15 protein-coding genes are annotated in these 16,225 nt (G+C 70.7%); 13 read left to right on the top strand and 2 right to left on the bottom strand.

What is annotated here, in order from left to right:
* The first annotated feature begins 249 nt into the window (after nucleotides 1-249).
* The 7 genes from ACZ7OI_RS43445 (at nucleotide 250) to ACZ7OI_RS43415 (ending at nucleotide 7,401) form a co-directional block, all read left to right on the top strand.
* Nucleotides 250-1,305, top strand: a complete 1,056-nt coding sequence (locus ACZ7OI_RS43445) for a UDP-N-acetylmuramate dehydrogenase (protein ID WP_470269932.1) — start codon at nucleotides 250-252, stop codon at nucleotides 1,303-1,305.
* A gap of 176 nt (nucleotides 1,306-1,481) precedes the next feature.
* Nucleotides 1,482-2,669 carry a L,D-transpeptidase gene (locus tag ACZ7OI_RS43440; protein ID WP_470269931.1) on the top strand — a complete coding sequence of 396 codons (1,188 nt, stop codon included), beginning with the start codon at nucleotides 1,482-1,484 and terminating at the stop codon, nucleotides 2,667-2,669.
* Between the two features lie 29 nt (nucleotides 2,670-2,698).
* Nucleotides 2,699-3,523: an alpha/beta fold hydrolase gene (locus ACZ7OI_RS43435; protein ID WP_470269930.1), complete on the top strand. Its 825-nt coding sequence runs from the start codon at nucleotides 2,699-2,701 to the stop codon at nucleotides 3,521-3,523.
* 13 nt (nucleotides 3,524-3,536) lie between these two features.
* Nucleotides 3,537-4,835: a D-inositol-3-phosphate glycosyltransferase gene (gene mshA, locus ACZ7OI_RS43430; protein WP_470269929.1), complete on the top strand. Its 1,299-nt coding sequence runs from the start codon at nucleotides 3,537-3,539 to the stop codon at nucleotides 4,833-4,835.
* Nucleotides 4,832-5,344 carry a type III secretion system chaperone family protein gene (locus ACZ7OI_RS43425; protein ID WP_470269928.1) on the top strand — a complete coding sequence of 171 codons (513 nt, stop codon included), beginning with the start codon at nucleotides 4,832-4,834 and terminating at the stop codon, nucleotides 5,342-5,344. Before mshA ends, ACZ7OI_RS43425 begins: the two co-directional genes overlap by 4 nt.
* Before the next feature lie 65 nt (nucleotides 5,345-5,409).
* Complete coding sequence (locus tag ACZ7OI_RS43420) at nucleotides 5,410-6,231, top strand: DUF4349 domain-containing protein (RefSeq protein WP_470269927.1); 822 nt, start codon at nucleotides 5,410-5,412, stop codon at nucleotides 6,229-6,231.
* 420 nt (nucleotides 6,232-6,651) lie between these two features.
* Complete coding sequence (locus ACZ7OI_RS43415) at nucleotides 6,652-7,401, top strand: phosphoglyceromutase (protein ID WP_370932338.1); 750 nt, start codon at nucleotides 6,652-6,654, stop codon at nucleotides 7,399-7,401.
* Nucleotides 7,402-7,635: 234 nt separating this feature from the next.
* On the opposite strand, the gene ACZ7OI_RS43410 is transcribed toward ACZ7OI_RS43415, so the two are convergent.
* Entirely contained in the window at nucleotides 7,636-8,547 is a 912-nt protein-coding gene (locus tag ACZ7OI_RS43410; RefSeq protein ID WP_470269926.1) for a hypothetical protein, read from the bottom strand.
* Nucleotides 8,544-9,170 (bottom strand): DNA-binding response regulator, encoded by a 627-nt coding sequence (locus ACZ7OI_RS43405; protein ID WP_470269925.1) that lies wholly within the window; start codon nucleotides 9,168-9,170, stop codon nucleotides 8,544-8,546. The genes ACZ7OI_RS43410 and ACZ7OI_RS43405 overlap by 4 nt, the downstream gene beginning before the upstream one ends.
* A 75-nt stretch (nucleotides 9,171-9,245) precedes the next feature.
* Here ACZ7OI_RS43405 and ACZ7OI_RS43400 point away from each other — a divergent pair, with 75 nt between their 5' ends.
* From ACZ7OI_RS43400 to ACZ7OI_RS43375, 6 genes are all read left to right on the top strand, one after another.
* Nucleotides 9,246-10,133, top strand: coding sequence for an oxidoreductase (locus ACZ7OI_RS43400; RefSeq protein WP_470269924.1), 888 nt, complete (start codon nucleotides 9,246-9,248; stop codon nucleotides 10,131-10,133).
* Nucleotides 10,134-10,283: 150 nt separating this feature from the next.
* Entirely contained in the window at nucleotides 10,284-11,522 is a 1,239-nt protein-coding gene (locus ACZ7OI_RS43395; protein ID WP_470269923.1) for a sensor histidine kinase, read from the top strand.
* On the top strand, nucleotides 11,519-12,208 hold the full coding sequence (locus ACZ7OI_RS43390; protein WP_344288160.1) for a response regulator transcription factor: 690 nt from the start codon (nucleotides 11,519-11,521) through the stop codon (nucleotides 12,206-12,208). The genes ACZ7OI_RS43395 and ACZ7OI_RS43390 overlap by 4 nt, the downstream gene beginning before the upstream one ends.
* A gap of 222 nt (nucleotides 12,209-12,430) precedes the next feature.
* Entirely contained in the window at nucleotides 12,431-13,414 is a 984-nt protein-coding gene (locus ACZ7OI_RS43385) for a Ppx/GppA phosphatase family protein (protein WP_470269922.1), read from the top strand.
* A 148-nt stretch (nucleotides 13,415-13,562) separates the two neighbouring features.
* Nucleotides 13,563-15,323: a hypothetical protein gene (locus ACZ7OI_RS43380; RefSeq protein ID WP_470269921.1), complete on the top strand. Its 1,761-nt coding sequence runs from the start codon at nucleotides 13,563-13,565 to the stop codon at nucleotides 15,321-15,323.
* 34 nt (nucleotides 15,324-15,357) lie between these two features.
* The gene (locus ACZ7OI_RS43375; protein ID WP_116206086.1) at nucleotides 15,358-16,161 is read left to right on the top strand and encodes a sugar phosphate isomerase/epimerase family protein; all 804 of its coding nucleotides are present in this window, start codon (nucleotides 15,358-15,360) and stop codon (nucleotides 16,159-16,161) included.
* Nucleotides 16,162-16,225: the final 64 nt, after the last annotated feature.

Here is a 16,225-nt window from a genome sequence, read left to right as displayed (position 1 = left end):
TCAAGGCGGGAAAGATGCCTTGACAAGCACCCCCGAACCGCAGGGAGGCTTCGTATCGGGGTGCGGGGGAGGGGCTGGGTGCCTCGATGGTTGGGTGCGGCGGGGGCGGTGGGCGGTTCGTCTGTGAAGGGCTCCTTGAGGGAATCTGGTTCCGTGAGGGGGCCCCTGAGGGAATCAGATTCCCTCAGGGGCCCCCTCACGGGACGGTCCCAGGGGGCATGGGCGGGGCGAGCAGTACCGTCAATGTTCGTGGACATCGCTGAAACGCCTGGTCCGGCCCGCCTCGCCGACTTCACGACCCTTCGCCTCGGCGGGCCGGTGCGTCGGCTCGTCACCGCGACCACCGCCGCCGACCTTGTCGCTGCCGTGCGCGACGCCGACGGCGCCGGCGAGCCCGTGCTGCTGCTCGGCGGCGGGTCGAACCTCGTCGTCGGCGACGAAGGCTTCGCGGGGACCCTCGTGCGGATCGCCAACACCGGTTGGACCCTCAACGGCGACATCGTCGAGGTAGCCGCCGGGCAGGAGTGGGACGCGTTCGTCGCTGCGCTGGTCGACAGTGGCCTTGGCGGGTTGGAGTGTCTCTCCGGCATCCCGGGTTCGGTTGGGGCGACGCCGATCCAGAACGTGGGCGCGTACGGCGGCGAGGTGGCCGAGTCGATCGTCTCCGTCGAGTTGTACGACCGGGCGGCGAAGGAAGTGCGCACGGTGAAGGCCGACGAACTCGGTTTCGCCTATCGCACCAGCGTCCTCAAGGGCACGGATCGCGGCGTCGTGCTCAGCGTCCGGTTCCGGATCGACCCGAGCGGGCAGTCCGCGCCTATCCGGTACGCCGAGTTGGCGCGCACGCTGGGTGTCGAGATCGATGCGAAAGTCCCCGCAGCGCAGGCTCGGGAAGCAGTGCTCGGGTTGCGGCGCGGCAAGGGGATGGTGCTCGACCCGGCCGATCACGACACCTGGAGCGCGGGCTCGTTCTTCACCAACCCGATCGTCCCCGAGGAAGAAGCTCCGGCGGTGCTGAGCAGGATCGCGGAATCGACTGAGGGCAAGATTCCGCAGTACCCGGCCAGCGGCGGGGTGAAGCTGTCCGCCGCGTGGCTGATCGAGCGGGCTGGGTTCGGCAAGGGCTACCCCGGGCCTGGCGGGCGGGTTTCGCTGTCCGCCAAGCACACTCTCGCGCTCACCAACCGCGGCGGGGCCAGCACGGAGGACCTGCTGGCGCTGGCTCGTGAGGTCCGCGACGGGGTCGAAGCACGGTTCGGCGTGCGGCTGCGGCCGGAACCACTGTTGATCAACTGTTCCCTCTGACGCCCATCGGGGTAACCCGGGTGAGCCAGGTGACAGGAAATCGGCAGCAACCGGGCGCCGGGTGAAACGTCTTGCGGGATGGAGAGGAATTTCCGGTTCGCAGGTAACGTCGAATCGCTGACCGGCGCTGTTGTGCTTGGGAGATGCCGGTGCGGGGGACAAGTGGAGGTAAGACCGTGATCGAGCGCCGTACGGTGTTCAAGGCCGTTCTCGCGACCGGCGCGGCGGCGCTGGCCGCCGCGTGCTCGGGCGGCGGCAACGACGGCACCGCGTCGCCGCAGGGCGGGAGCGGCGACAACGGCGGCAAGCCGGTCGCCCCGGTGGCGAAGCTCACCGCGACCCCGGCCGTCGGGGCCAAGGACGCGAGCGTGCGCGAGCCGGTGGTGGTGAAGGTCACCGAAGGCAAGCTCACCGAGGTCAAGCTGACCAACGAGGGCGGCGACGCGATCAAGGGCGAAATCGCCGCCGACGGCCTGTCCTGGACCAGTTCCGAACCGCTCGGCTACGGCAAGACCTACAGCTACGCGGCCAAGGCGACCGGCACCGACCAGCGGCCCGCCGAGCTCAAGGGCTCGTTCGCCACGGTCAGCCCGGCCAAGACGGTGCGCGCCACGCTGAACCCCGGCGACGACGCCGAGGTCGGCGTCGCGATGCCGATCAGCGTGAAGTTCAACGGGGCCGCGCCGAAGGACCGGGCCGCGGTCGAGAAGGCGCTGAAGGTCAAGACCAGCAAGGACGTCGAGGGCTCGTGGGCCTGGCTGTCGGCGAACCAGGTCGACTGGCGGCCCAAGGAGTACTGGCCGGCCAACACGACCGTCGAGGTCGAGGCCAACCTGTACGGCGTGGACCTCGGCGGGGGCGTCTACGTGAAATCGGACGTCAGCACCAAGTTCAAGATCGGCCGCAACCAGGTGGTCAAGATCCACACGCCGGACCATGTGATGAAGGTCTACCGCGGCGGTGCGGAGAGCGCGAGCTACCCGTGCTCCAACGGTCTCGACTCGGTCGTCGACCGCAACACGCCGAACGGCACCTTCATCATCATGTCGAAGGAGCCGCACGCGGTGTTCGACAACGCCCGCTACGGCTACACCAACGTCAACAAGAAGTGGGCCTGCCGGTTCTCCAACCACGGCGAGTTCATCCACGAGAACCAGGACAACGCGGCCGCGATCGGCAAGACCAACAACTCGCACGGCTGCGTCAACCTGCTCGAGGCGGACGCCAAGGCCTACTTCGACACGGCGATGGTCGGCGACCCGGTCGAGGTCACCGGCTCGAAGCTGGGCAGCCCGACGAACTCGGACGTCAAGGACTGGTTCTACGACTGGCCGACCTGGAAGTCGCTCTCGGCCGCGAAGTGACGCGAGGGCCGTCTGCTACGAAGTAGGGCGTGAACACCGAAGTAACCGGGGCAGGCGGCGTGCGGATCGCACTGCGCGTCGAAGGCCCGGAGAACGCGCGCCCGATCGTCTTCGTGCACGGCTGGGCCCAGTCCGCCGCGGCCTGGTCGGCTCAGCTGGCCGACCCGGCGCTGAGCGGGCAGTTCCGGCTCGTCGCGATGGACCTGCGCGGGCACGGCGGCTCTGACGTCCCCGCGGACGGCTACGACGACCCGCGGCAGTGGGCCGGGGATCTCGCCGCCGTGCTCGACTTCGCCGGTCCGGACGCGATCGTCGTCGGCTGGTCTTACGGCGGGCTGGTGATCGCGGACTACCTGCGCGAGCACGGCACCGCACGGCTCGGCGGCATCGTGCTGGTGGGCGCGATCACCGAGATCGGCCGCAAGCGCGAGGGCGGCGCGACCGGGCCGATCATGCGGGCCGCGCTGCCCGCCGCGCTCTCGGACGACGCTGAGGTGGCGATCCCCGCGCTGGTCGAGTTCACCCGTGCGCAGGCCAGCCCGAAGGTGCCCGGTGGGTACGCACAGGCGATGCTCGGCAGTTCGCTTTCGGTGCCGCCCGCGGTGCGCGGCGCGCTGTTCCGGCGGGACATCGGCAGTGGTGAGGTGCTTGCCGCGGTCGACAAGCCGACGCTCGTGGTGCACGGCTCGGCCGACGGTGTGGTGGATCCTTCGGCGGCAGAGTATTCGGCCGGGAAGATTCCGGGGGCTGTCCTGCGTTGGTTCGTTGAGGCCGGGCATCTGCCGTTCGTCGAGGAGCCGGAGGACTTCAACTCCGTGCTGCGGCGGTTCGCCGGGGACGCAGCAGCCGAGTAGCAGGAGTGACCAGGTGACCCTCAAGGGATTCATCGCTGAGCCGCGCCGGATCGCGGTCTTGTCCGTGCACACCTCCCCGCTCGAGCAGCCGGGCACCGGCGACGCCGGCGGGATGAACGTGTACGTCAGCCAGACCGCGCAGGAGATGGCGCGGCGCGGCATCGAGGTCGAGGTCTTCACCCGGGCGACCTCGTCGGACCAGCCGCCGCTGGCCGAGCTGGCGCCCGGCGTGACGGTGCGGCACGTGCCTGCCGGGCCGTTCGAGCCGCTGGCGCGCGACGAGCTGCCCGCGCAGCTGTGCGCGTTCACCTCGGGCGTGCTGCGCGCGGAGGCGTTCCACGAGCCGGGCTACTACGACCTGATCCACTCGCACTACTGGCTCTCCGGCCAGGTCGGCTGGCTTGCCAGGGACCGCTGGGGCGTGCCGCTCGTACACACCGCGCACACGCTGGCGAAGGTCAAGAACGCGCTGCTCGCCGAGGGCGACAAGCCCGAGCCGCGGACGCGCGTGATGGGCGAGGAGCAGGTGGTCGCCGAGGCGGATTGTCTCGTCGCGAACACGCAGGTCGAAGCTCGGCAGCTGGTCGATCTCTACGGAGCCGCGACCCACGCGGTGCACGCTGTGCCGCCGGGGGTCGACCTCGAACGGTTCACGCCCGGCTCGCAGCTGGACGCGCGTCGTGAGCTGAACCTGTCGCCGGACGCCGTCGTGCTCGCCTTCGCCGGGCGGATCCAGCCGCTCAAGGCGCCGGACGTCTTGCTGCACGCGGCGGCGGAAATGCTGCGGCGGCGGCCGGAATTGGCGTCGCGGTTGGTGGTTCTGGTGGTCGGCGGACCGTCCGGGACCGGGTTGGAGCAGCCGCAGGCGTTGCGCGAGCTGGCGGTGTCGCTGGGCATCGCCGAGCAGGTGCGATTCCTGCCGCCGCAGAGCGGATTGAAGCTGCGGACGGTGTTCCGCGCGGCCGACGTCGTCGCGGTGCCGAGCTACAACGAATCCTTCGGTTTGGTCGCGCTCGAAGCACAAGCGTGCGGTACGCCGGTGGTGGCGGCCGAGGTCGGCGGGCTGCCGGTCGCGGTGCCGCACGGAGTGTCGGGGCTGCTGGTTCCGTCGCACGGCGCGGAGGAATGGGCCGACGCGCTCGCCGCCGTCGCGCTGCGGCCGGACCGCCGAGCCGAACTCGCGGCCAACGCGGTGCGGCACGCGCAGCGGTTTTCCTGGCGGCGCACCACGGATTCCTTGCTGGACATCTATGCTCAGGCGACCAGAGCGTTCCGGCAGGCGCTGGAACTGCGGGCGGAGGTGGCAGTGTGAGCCTTGACGCGACTATCAAGTCCACTTTGGACTCAAGTGGGCTCGAATACGACCGTCGCGGCGAAGGCCGTTATTTCGTGACGTTGCCGGGAACCAAGAAGCTGCAGACCAACTGCTGGCTCGTGGACGGCGACCACGCGTTCTCGGTGGAGGCGTTCGTGTGCCGCCGTCCGGACGAGCGGCACGAGGACGTGTACCGGTTCCTGTTGCAGCGCAACGCCCGGCTCTACGGCGTGCACTACACAGTGGACAGTCTCGGTGACATCTATCTGGTCGGCCGCTTCGGCAAGGAGACAGTGACCGAGTCCGAACTGGACAAGATCCTCGGCCAGGTGCTGGAAGCCGCCGACGGCGATTTCAACATTCTGCTGGAAATCGGGTTCGCCACGTCGATCAAGCGCGAATGGGACTGGCGCGTCTCGCGCGGCGAATCGCTGGCGAACCTGCAGGCCTTCAAACATCTCGCCGAACCGGCCGACGGCCACGAGCCGGGGTTGACCGAGTCGTAACCGAGTCCGTGCAACGCCGTCTCCCGTCGTTTCGTCTCACCGCCAACGACTGGAGGGAGACGGGGATGCGGACTCGATGGAGATACGCGCTCGCCGGCGCCGCGGTGTTTCTGCTGGCCGGATGCAGCAGCAACAGCGCGGATTCGGCGAGGTCGGCGATCGCGCCCGCGCAGCAGCAGGGCGCGGTGCCTAAGCAGGGCAACGCGCAGGCGTCAGTGCCCGCGCCCGGCGCGACCGATCGCAAGCTGGCGCGCAGCGCACGGCTGGAACTGACCACGCCGAAGACCGATGACGTCGTGTCCCGCGCCAAGGCGATCGCGACCGGTGCGGGCGGCTATCCCGGGCAAGAGAGCGCGACGGACGATTCCGCGTCGCTGACCTTGTCGGTGCCCGCGGAGAAACTCGACGGCGTGCTGGACCAGCTCGGCGGGCTCGGCCAGGTGAAGCGGCGGGAGATCAGCGCGCAGGACGTGACCGCGCAGGTGATCGACGTGGACGCGCGGCTGGCGACCCAGCGGGCGAGCGTCGACCGGATGCGCGCGCTGCTGGCGAAGGCGCAATCGGTGTCCGAGATCGCGTCCGTCGAGAGCGAGCTGACCAGCAGGCAGGCCACGCTGGAATCGCTGGAGCGGCAACAGGCGTCGCTGGCCGGGCAGGTCGCGATGGCGACCGTGTCGCTCTCGGTGACGAAGCAGGAGGCTCCTCCGGCACCGGCGGGCGGCTTCCTCACCGGGCTGTCCGGGGGATGGGACGCGTTCGTCGCCTTCTGCAACGGACTGGTGCGGGTGCTGGGCGTGCTGCTGCCGTTCGCGCTTGCGTTCGGGATTCCGGCCGGCGCGGTGTTCTGGTGGTTCCGGCGACGGCGCGGGGCCAGGCCCGCGGAGTGAGGGCTGGCGGAACGGCTCGAGGGAGGGGGGAGTCGCGATCTCGAGCCGTCCCGCTGCAGGTCCCGCCTTGCTGGACCCGGTGACGAGGGGGATGCCAACGGGGCCGGCGGGCCGCGGCTCGGCAGGGGGGAGACGAGCCGCGGTCACTGCCCGTGATCAGCCGGGAGTGCGTGGAATCCGGCTGAGCGGGACATGCCCAACCTGTCAGATGTCGACCAGTAATCACAAGACTACTGGTTACTCCGTTCGAGTGAAATTTGCTGACGGGGATAACGGTGTGCAGCGCCTTGCACTCTTTGGCCTGCTTGTCGGCAACCCACCTGCGCGTCGGGTGAAGGCGTTACTGCGGGGTAACGCACTCTGGGTAGAGGGGTGGACGCACTACTGGCAGCGCGGACGCGTTCTGGCAGGCTGATGGCCATGGCCGAACTTGGGACCCTGGTGCTGCTGCGGCACGGACAGAGCACGTGGAACGCGGAAAACCTGTTCACCGGCTGGGTGGACGTGCCCCTGTCGGAGACCGGCGAGCGCGAAGCCCGCCAGGGCGGGCAGCTGCTCGCCGAGTCGGGGCTGCTGCCGGACGTGGTGCACACGTCGCTGCTGCGCCGGGCGATCAGCACGGCGAACATCGCCCTCGACGCCGCCGACCGGCACTGGATCCCGGTCAAGCGCGACTGGCGGCTCAACGAGCGGCACTACGGCGCGCTGCAGGGCAAGAACAAGAAGCAGACGCTGGACGAGTTCGGCGAGGAGCAGTTCATGCTCTGGCGCCGCTCGTACGACACGCCGCCGCCCGCCATCGACCCGAAGGACGAGTTCAGCCAGGCCGGCGACGCGCGCTACGCCGACCTCGGCGACCAGGCCCCGCTGACGGAATGCCTGAAGGACGTCGTGGCCCGGCTGCTGCCGTACTGGGAGTCGGCGATCGTCCCCGACCTGCAGGCAGGCCGCACGGTGCTGGTGGCCGCGCACGGCAACTCGCTGCGCGCGCTGGTGAAGCACCTCGACGGGATTTCCGACGACGCCATCGCCGCGCTGAACATCCCGACCGGGATCCCGCTGCGCTACGACCTGACGCCGGACCTCAAGCCGGTCAAGGCGGGCGGCGAGTACCTGGACCCGGAGGCGGCGAAGGAAGCCGCCGCCGCGGTCGCGAACCAGGGCCGCTGAGCCCCCGCTGCTCGCTCGGCTCGTGAGTGCTGATGCCGGTGAGAACCGGGGTTGCCACTCACGAGCAGGCGGCAGTCTGGCCTCTTGGCGGCGGTCTGGCCCCGGTGGTTGCGTGGGGTGTCGTGAGTGTTGGTGCCGGCTCTGGTCGGGATTGCCGCTCGCGATGGGCAGGCGGTCGGCAGGGTTGCGTGGGGTGTCGTGAGTGGCGGCGCCGGTTAGAGCCGGGATTGCCGCTTACGAGCCCCCAGCGGTGATCGCCTTCATCCCGGTCACCTTCCACTCGTTGCCCTGCCGGACGAGGTCGAGGTGCACCGGCAGCCGGTTTTCGCCAGGGTTCTGGCCGCCGCTCGTCGTCAGCAGCGCGGCCAGCACCGCCGACGCGTGCGTGCCGTCCGGGCTGAGTTCGGTCAGCGCGGCCGTCGAATCCGGGCCGTAGCTCGCCTTCTTCCCGGTCTGCTTGATGCGGTCCACGGTCTCCTGGCGGCTCTTGCGGAACTCCGTCAGCAGCGGCTCGGCGGCCACGTTCTCCCAGGCCGCGTAATTCCCGTCGATGTTCTGCGGGTCGATGGTCATCAGGACCCCGCCGTCCCGGCGAGCCGCCTCGACCGCGGAATCCCTAGTAGCGGCAAGGCCTTTCGCCGGAGCGGCGGCCGAGGCGATCGGGCCGCGCGGGTCGAAGTTCAAGTCCTGCAGCAGCCAGTGCCCGTTCGTCCGGACCGCGGTGACCAGCATGAGCGCGCCCGCCTGGTTCGCGGCTCCGTCGGGCCGCTTGCTGTGCTGCGTGGCAGCGATCAGCATCCGTGCGTGGTCCGGGGTCAGCTCGGCCAGGCCGGTTTCCATCACCTGCGTCTGCGTGCTCACCGGCTCGGTGCGGACCTCGGCGAAGGTCTTGTCGAACTGCGCGCGGGCCGCGCCGGTGAGGTACTCCTGCTCGGTTTTCGCGACCTCGTCCGGCTTCGTGGAGTCGTAGCTGAACGCGGTCTCCACGGCCTTTTTGATGCCGGACACCGCGTCGCTGGTCGCCTTGGCGTCCACATAGGCCACATTCGCGGGAGCGGGCGGCGGCGCGGGCGGTGCGGGTTGCTGGGACACAGCTCCGCTGCAACCGGCGGTGAGCAGGGCCGCGGCGAGGACAGCGCGCCTCACAGCAGGCCCGCCTCCCGCGCGAGAGCACCCGCTTGGAACCGCGACGTCGCACCCAGTACATCCATCAATTCGGCCACCCGCCGACGGTACGTCCGCAGCCCGACTCCCATCTCCCGGGCCGCCTTTTCGTCCGTGGAGCCGGAAGACAGCAGGTCGAGCAGCTGCGGCGTGTACTGGCGCAATTCGGCGAACCGCGTCTCGTACGCCTCCATGGCGGTCGACGAGCGCCAGGCGGCCTCGAACAGCGACGAGATCCCGCGCACCAGATCCGGTTTGCTCACGACGCTGTAGCCCGGCCCGGCGGCGAGGATGGCGACGCGGCCGTCGAGCAGGATCGTCTCGTTGATCTCGTGGTCGCTGATCCGCACTTCCGCGCCGAGCCGGCGCAGGCTCTGCAGGTGGTCGGCGCTGTCCGAGTCGAGCAGCACCCGCGACAGGTAGACCTTGCGCACCCGCAGCTTCGGCCGCCGCGGCTGTTCCTCGGCGAACTTCTGCATGGCGGACCAGGTGCGCAGGCCGTTCGCGGCGCAGGCGAAGTCGTCGGCTCCGGCGAGCAGGTGTCCGGCGCGCTCCGCCAGTTCGTACTCGTCGCGCACGTTCGCGATGTCCTCGACTCGGGGCACGGCACCCAGTGTCCTCGCGGTGGCAGCTTGCTGCCAAACCCGCCGCCGGGATCGGCCGCGAAGCAGGCTGGAGACATGACCGAAACGACCCTTCCCGCCGCTGCCGCGGGCACCTGGCAGCTCGGCTCCCGCACCGTCAACCGGCTCGGTTTCGGCTCGATGCGGCTCGGCGGCTCGCTCGACCCGACCGCGCCGATCGACGCCGACCGCGCGATTTCCGTGCTCCGCCGGGCCGTAGAGCTGGGCGTGAACCACATCGACACCGCGGCGTTCTACTTCGGAGCCACCTGGTCGGCCAACGCCCTGATCAAGGCCGCGCTCGCCCCGTACGGCGACGATCTCGTGCTGACCACCAAGGTCGGCCCCTCGCGGGACGAATCCGGCCAGTTCCGGCCGTTCGCCCGTCCCGACGAGCTGCGCGGCCAGGTCGAGCAGAACCTGCGCGAACTCGGCCGCGACCGCATCGACGTCGTCAACCTGCGGATCGGCACCGGCCTCGACCGCGGCACCGGCTCGCTCGCCGAGCACTTCGGCGCGCTGGCCGAACTGCGCACCGAGGGGCTGATCGGCGAGCTGGGGATTTCCAACGTCGGCGCGGAGCACCTCGCCGAGGCGCAGGCGATCGCGCCGGTGGTGTGCGTGCAGAACCAGTACGGGCTGTCCGCCCGCCGCGAGGACGACGAACTGCTGCGGCTGTGCGGCGAGCGGGGCGTGGCGTTCGTGCCGTTCTTCGCGGTCGCGAGTGGACAGTCCGACGAGAGTGAACTGGTGGCCGAGGTTGCGCGCCGGCACGAGGTGTCGGACGCTCAGGTGCGGTTGGCGTGGACGCTCGCGCAGGGTCCGCACGTACTGGCGATCCCCGGTACGGGTGACCCCGCTCACCTGGAGCAGAACGTCGCCGCGGCGGCGCTGAAGCTGACCGACGAGGACCTCAAGACCCTTGACGCCCTCGACGCGCGCTGAACGCTAAGCGGGTCGGATTTGCCGGAACATCTCGATCGGGTGAACAGGGCCTGACCCCGAGGCGAATATGTACCCCTCAGGTGTCACTCGCCTCACGACAGGGCTTCCAGGACTAGGCCGGAAGGCTACCGGGATGCTTACGATTCCCCCGTGACCACGCCTGTTGTCCTGCTGACGGCCATCGGCGCTCTTGTCGTCGGCGCGGTCGCCGGCTTCCTCGCGGCACGGGCCCGAGCCCGGCGCGAGGCGGCCCGGCCTACCGGCCCGACCGTCGCGGAGCTGCTCGAACGGCTGATCCGCTCCTCCAACAACGGCGTCATCGTGCTCAACCGGTTCGGCGACCTCGTGCTGCACAACCCCCGGGCGTACGAGCTCGGCCTGGTTCGGGTGAACCAGGCCGACCCTCGGGCGCGCAAGGCCGCCGAGCAGGTGGTCGAGACCGACGAGCCGATGGAAGTCGACCTTTCGCCGCTGGAGAGCCGGGGCCGCCGCCAGCCCGAGGCGGTGCTCGGCGAGGTCCGGCCGCTCGGCGACGGGTTCACCGTCGTCGAGGCCGTCGACCACTCCGAGGCGATCCGGCTGGAGGCCGTGCGCCGCGACTTCGTCGCCAACGTCAGCCACGAGCTGAAGACTCCGGTCGGCGCGATCGCGCTGCTCACCGAGGCTGTGCTGGACGCCGCCGAGGACGTCGAGGAGGTCCGCCGCTTCGGCGGCAAGATCCTCCGCGAGTCCACCCGGCTCGGCCAGCTCGTCACCGAACTGATCGCGCTGTCGCGCCTCCAGGGCGCCGAACGGCTGCCGGACCTCAACGTGGTCGAGGTCGACGCCGTCGTGCGCGAGGCGCTCGGGCGCACCACGCTGTCCGCGGAATCCGCCGAAATCACCATCACCACCGACGCGCCGAGCAGCCTTCTCATCGAGGGCGACCGGACGCTGCTGGTCACCGCGCTGTCGAACCTGCTGGAGAACGCCGTCGCGTACTCGTCGGCGGGCAGCCCGGTGTCGATCTCGCGCCGGCTGGCCGACGGCATGGTCGAGATCGCGGTGACCGACCGCGGCATCGGCATCGCCGAGGACGAGCAGCAGCGCGTGTTCGAGCGCTTCTACCGCGCGGACAAGGCGCGTTCGCGCGCCACCGGCGGCACCGGTCTCGGACTGGCGATCGTGAAACACGTCGCGGCCAACCACGGCGGTTCGGTCGGCCTGTGGAGCCGTCCCGGCACCGGGTCGACGTTCACCTTGCGCATCCCCGCGCACGTGCGCACCGAACCCGCCGACACCGCACGCAAGGCCGCGCCCGCGCGGCCGGACAAGACCCCCGAGCGGACACCCCGGCTCGTGGCAACCGGGCAGGAAGTCTCCAGCCCAGACCATGGAGGAAACCTGTGACGAGGGTTCTCATAGTCGAGGACGAAGAGTCCTTCGCCGACCCGCTCGCCTTCTTGCTGCGCAAGGAGGGTTTCACCGCGGCGGTCGCGGTGACCGGCCAGCAGGCGCTCGAGGAGTTCGACCGCAACGGCGCCGACATCGTGCTGCTCGACCTGATGCTGCCCGGGATGAGCGGCACCGACGTCTGCAAGCAGCTGCGGCAGCGCTCCGCGGTGCCGGTGATCATGGTGACCGCGCGCGACAGCGAGATCGACAAGGTCGTCGGGCTGGAACTCGGCGCCGACGACTACGTGACCAAGCCGTACTCCGCGCGCGAGCTGATCGCGCGGGTGCGCGCGGTGCTGCGTCGCGGCGGCGAGCCGGGCACCGACGGCGAACTCGCTCCGCTGGTGCTGTCGGCCGGACCGGTGCGCATGGACGTCGAACGGCACGTGGTGACGGTGGACGGCGGCGAGGTTTCGTTGCCGCTCAAGGAGTTCGACCTGCTGGAGTACCTGCTGCGCAACGTCGGCCGGGTGCTGACCCGCGGCCAGCTGATCGACCGGGTGTGGGGCGCTGACTACGTCGGCGACACCAAGACCCTCGACGTCCACGTGAAGCGGCTCCGCTCGAAGATCGAGCCGGACCCGGGTTCGCCGCGGCACCTGGTGACCGTGCGCGGGCTCGGCTACAAGTTCGAGACCTGAGCGGTTTCCCCGGCGGGTTGAGGGGTCCGCCGGGTGAGGTCGGGGAGTTCGGTCCGTGAAGGACTCCTTGAGGGAATCAGATTCCCTCAAGGAGTCCTTCACGGCTTTTGTCCGGGTTTCAGCGCATACCGTGCTGGGTCGCGCACGCTGAGTTGGTGTCGATCTGAGTGGAGTTGGTTACAGTTTCGAGACCTGGCACTGGGACCGGTACGCTGAATCCTCGTGCGCCTAGGGGTACTCGACGTCGGTTCCAACACCGTCCACTTGCTCGTGGTCGACGCCCACCGTGGCGCCCACCCGACCCCGATGCACTCCGAGAAAACGATGCTGCGGCTGGCCGAACAGCTCACCGGCTCCGGAGAGCTGAGCCGTCCCGGCGAGGACGGCCTGGTCCGGGCGGTCGAATCGGCCAAGGCCGCGGCCGTGCGGCTCGGCTGCGAGGACGTGCTGGCGTTCGCGACGTCCGCGGTGCGCGAGGCGAAGAACTCGGCGAAGGTGCTGGCCAGGGTCACCGCCGAAACCGGCGTCAACCTGCGCGTTCTGTCCGGCGCGGACGAGGCGCGGCTCACCTTCCTCGCGGTGCGCCGCTGGTACGGCTGGTCGGCCGGGAAACTGCTGGTGCTGGACATCGGCGGCGGGTCGTTCGAGGTCGCGATGGGCCGCGACGAGGAACCCGAACTCGCCGAATCGCTCCCGCTCGGCGCGGGCCGCACCACCCGCACGCGCTTCCGCAACGACCCGCCGACCCGCTCCGAGGTCGTCGCGACGTCGGCCTGGCTCGAGGACCAGCTCGCCGGGCTCGCGAAGAAGGTCGCCGGACAGGGTCTGCCGGACCGTGTCGTGGCCACCTCCAAGACCTTCCGTTCGCTCGCCCGGCTGACCGGCGCGGCCCCCTCGGCGGCGGGCCCCCGCGTGCGCCGTACGCTCACCGACACTGCCCTTCGCCAGCTCATCGCCTTCATTTCGCGGATGACCGCCGCGGATCTGGCACAGCTGGAAGGCGTCAGCGGGAGCCGGTCGCACCAGCTCGTGGCGGGCGCACTGGTGGCGCAGGCCGCGATGCGGGCGCTCTCCCTCACCGAGTTGGAGATTTGCCCCTGGGCGCTGCGAGAGGGTGTCATCCTGCGGCGGTTGGACCACGCCAATGGGTCGGACGAAACTGGTACCGCCGTCTCCGGCGTTTCGGCGAGCGGGGAGGACCGGTGACAGCAGCGGACTGGACTTGGCCGACGAAGACCAGGCACGGTGAAGAGGTGACGGACATGCACTGCACGGTGTCGATTGCGCGCGGCTCCGGAGGCAGGTGTGCCCGAGTGACCACAACCAACCCCGAGCGCGCTTTGGACAGCACGGTATGACGGACCAGACCGGCGGCGACCAGCCCCAGAAGACCGTGGCCGAACTGCTCGCCCAGCACGGGCAGCAGGTCGACGGCGGACGGCGACGCAGGCGCAGGGCGGCCGATGACGAGGACGAGGCCGCCCCGCGGCGCTCGAGCCTGACCGACACCGGACCGCAGGCGATCATCGACCGGGTGGCCTCGGAGGGCGGCACTCCGCCGCCTCCTTCGCGTCCCCCGGGCGGCCGCCGCCGTCCGGACGCGGCTCCGCGGCCCGCGCCGCAGGCCCCGCAGGAGTCGGGCCAGTACCCGCGTCCCGGCCAGCAGCCTTCGGGGCCGTACCCCGCGCCGCAGGACTCCGGGCCGTACCCGGCGAACGGGCAGCAGCCCTCCGGCCAGTACCCGGCTCCGCAGGAGTCGGGGCAGTACCCGGTGAACGGGCAGCAGGACTCGGCCTACGTGCGTCCTCCGGCTCCTCCGCAGGAATCCGGCCAGTACCCGCGCCCGGGCAACGGCCAGCAGGATTCGGCCTACGTGCGCCCGCCCGCGCCGCCGCAGGAGTCGGGCCAGTTCGCCCGCCCCGCGCCGCCCGCGGCCGGTCCTGGCCCGCAGGGCACCGGCTACCTGCGTCCCGCCGCCCCGCAGGACTCGGGTTTCGTGCGTCCGCCCGCGCCGCCGCAGGAATCCGGGCAGATGCCGGTTCCGCCGCGCGGCCGTCCGCCGCGTCCGCAGGCAGGCGGCGAGGAAACGCGCGGCGCGGTGCCGCCGATCCGCCGCCGTCCGGCTCCGCAGCCGCCGCAGGTTCCGCCGCCCCCGCCGGACGGCGGCCTGGCGGCCCGGCTCGACGGCCTCGACGGCGATGCCCCGGAACCCCCCGCGACGCCGATGGCGAGCGGCGCGTTCCCGGCCCCCGGCGCTCCGGCCGCTCCTCCCAACCGGCCGCGGCGTGCTCCGGCCCGCCGTCCGGCTCCGAAGCAGGAGCCGCACACCGAGCAGTTCGACGCGGTCGACGGCCTGCCCGCCGAGGGCGTCTCCGAAGACGCGCCGCCGGCGGGTCTCGCCGGCTGGCGTCAGCGCCGTGAGGCGGAGCAGCTGGAGGACACCGAGGTCGGCGTGATGCCGGTCGTTCCGCCAGCGGGTGCGGAGCCGGAACCGGCTGCGGAATACGCCGAGGACGACTACGTCGACGACGGTTACGAGGACGAATACCCGCCCGCCGCGGCGGATTACGACGCGGGCCCGCCGACCGCGGGCTACCCGGCGCCGATGCCGTTCGCGCCGGGCGGCAAGGACGCGGTCGACGACGACCTGGCCGAGTACGAGCGCGAGTTCGCCGAGCCGTCGGGCTATCCCGACGGCCAGCCGGACTTCGAGGGCGACGACGGCTACGGGTACGAGCAGGCCGAAGGCTACGAACACGCCGAGGGCTACGCCGAAGGCGACGAGTACGACGACTACCCCGAAGAAGCCGTCGCCGAGGACGTTCCGGAGGCTGAGCCGGAACCCGAGGTGTCCGCGGGCAAGCAGTGGCTGACGCTGGCCGGACAGCTCGCGCTGGGCGTCGTCGGCGGGGCCGCCGTGTGGCTCGGCTTCAACTGGCTGTGGGTCAACCTCGCGCCCGCCGCGCTCGTCGGCGCGCTGCTGGTGATCGTCGCGCTGGTGTGGATCGTGCGGAAGATCCGCCGCGCCGAGGACCTGCAGACGACGCTGCTGGCGATTCTCGTCGGGCTGGTGGTGACGGTGTCGCCCGCGGCGCTGTTGCTGGTGGCCAAGTAACCCGCCGCCAAGGACGCTGGGGCAGGATGGGCGCGTGAGTGAGAGCGCGCCCGTCCCCGTGGGTTTGAGCACTGCCTCGGTGTGGCCGCTGCGCGCGGGCGCGGCGTTCGAGCTGGCCGCGGACCTCGGCTACGACGGCGTCGAGGTCATGGTCTGGGCCGATCCGATCAGCCAGGACGTTTCGGCGATCCGGCGCTGGTCGCGGCGCACCGGAATGCCGGTGCTGTCGGTGCATTCGCCGTCGCTGCTGATCACGCAGCGGATCTGGTCGCCGGATCCCGAGGTGCGGCTGCGCCGGTCCGTGGACGCCGCGCTGGAACTCGGCGCGCGCACGGTCGTGGTGCACCCGCCGTTTCGCTGGCAGCGCCGCTACGGCGACGCGTTCGGCGATCTCGTGGACGAGCTGGAGGACGCCAGCGGCGTGGACGTCGCGGTGGAGAACATGTTCAAGGTCCGCCCGCCCGGCGGCTCGCGCGACGCTCGGGTGTCGGCATTCCGGCCGTCGATCGACCCCACGGACGTCGGATTCCGGCACTACACTCTGGACCTGTCCCATTCGGCGGCGGCGCGGATGGACGCGCTGGCGCTGGCGGACCGGATGGGGGCGGGGCTGAGCCATGTCCATTTGGCGGATGGGACCGGAATTCCGAAGGACGAGCATCTGATTCCGGGGCATGGCGGGCAGCCTTGTGCGGAATTGTTGGAAAAGCTGGTCAGTGACGGCTTTTCCGGTCAGGTGGTGCTCGAGGTCAACACCCGGCACGCGACTGGGGCGGCGTCGCGGGCTCGGGCGTTGGCGGAGGCGTTGCTGTTCGCCCGGTTGCATCTGGGGCAGTGATCCGCGGATACCGCCCCGGCCGCAACTCGGGCCGCGATCCGCGGGTGATCTTGCTCGGCTGTCC

Source organism: Amycolatopsis sp. NPDC114503 (assembly GCF_055633655.1).
The sequence above is the reverse complement of the archived record's forward strand: the minus strand, read 5'-3'. Positions and strand labels throughout refer to the sequence as shown.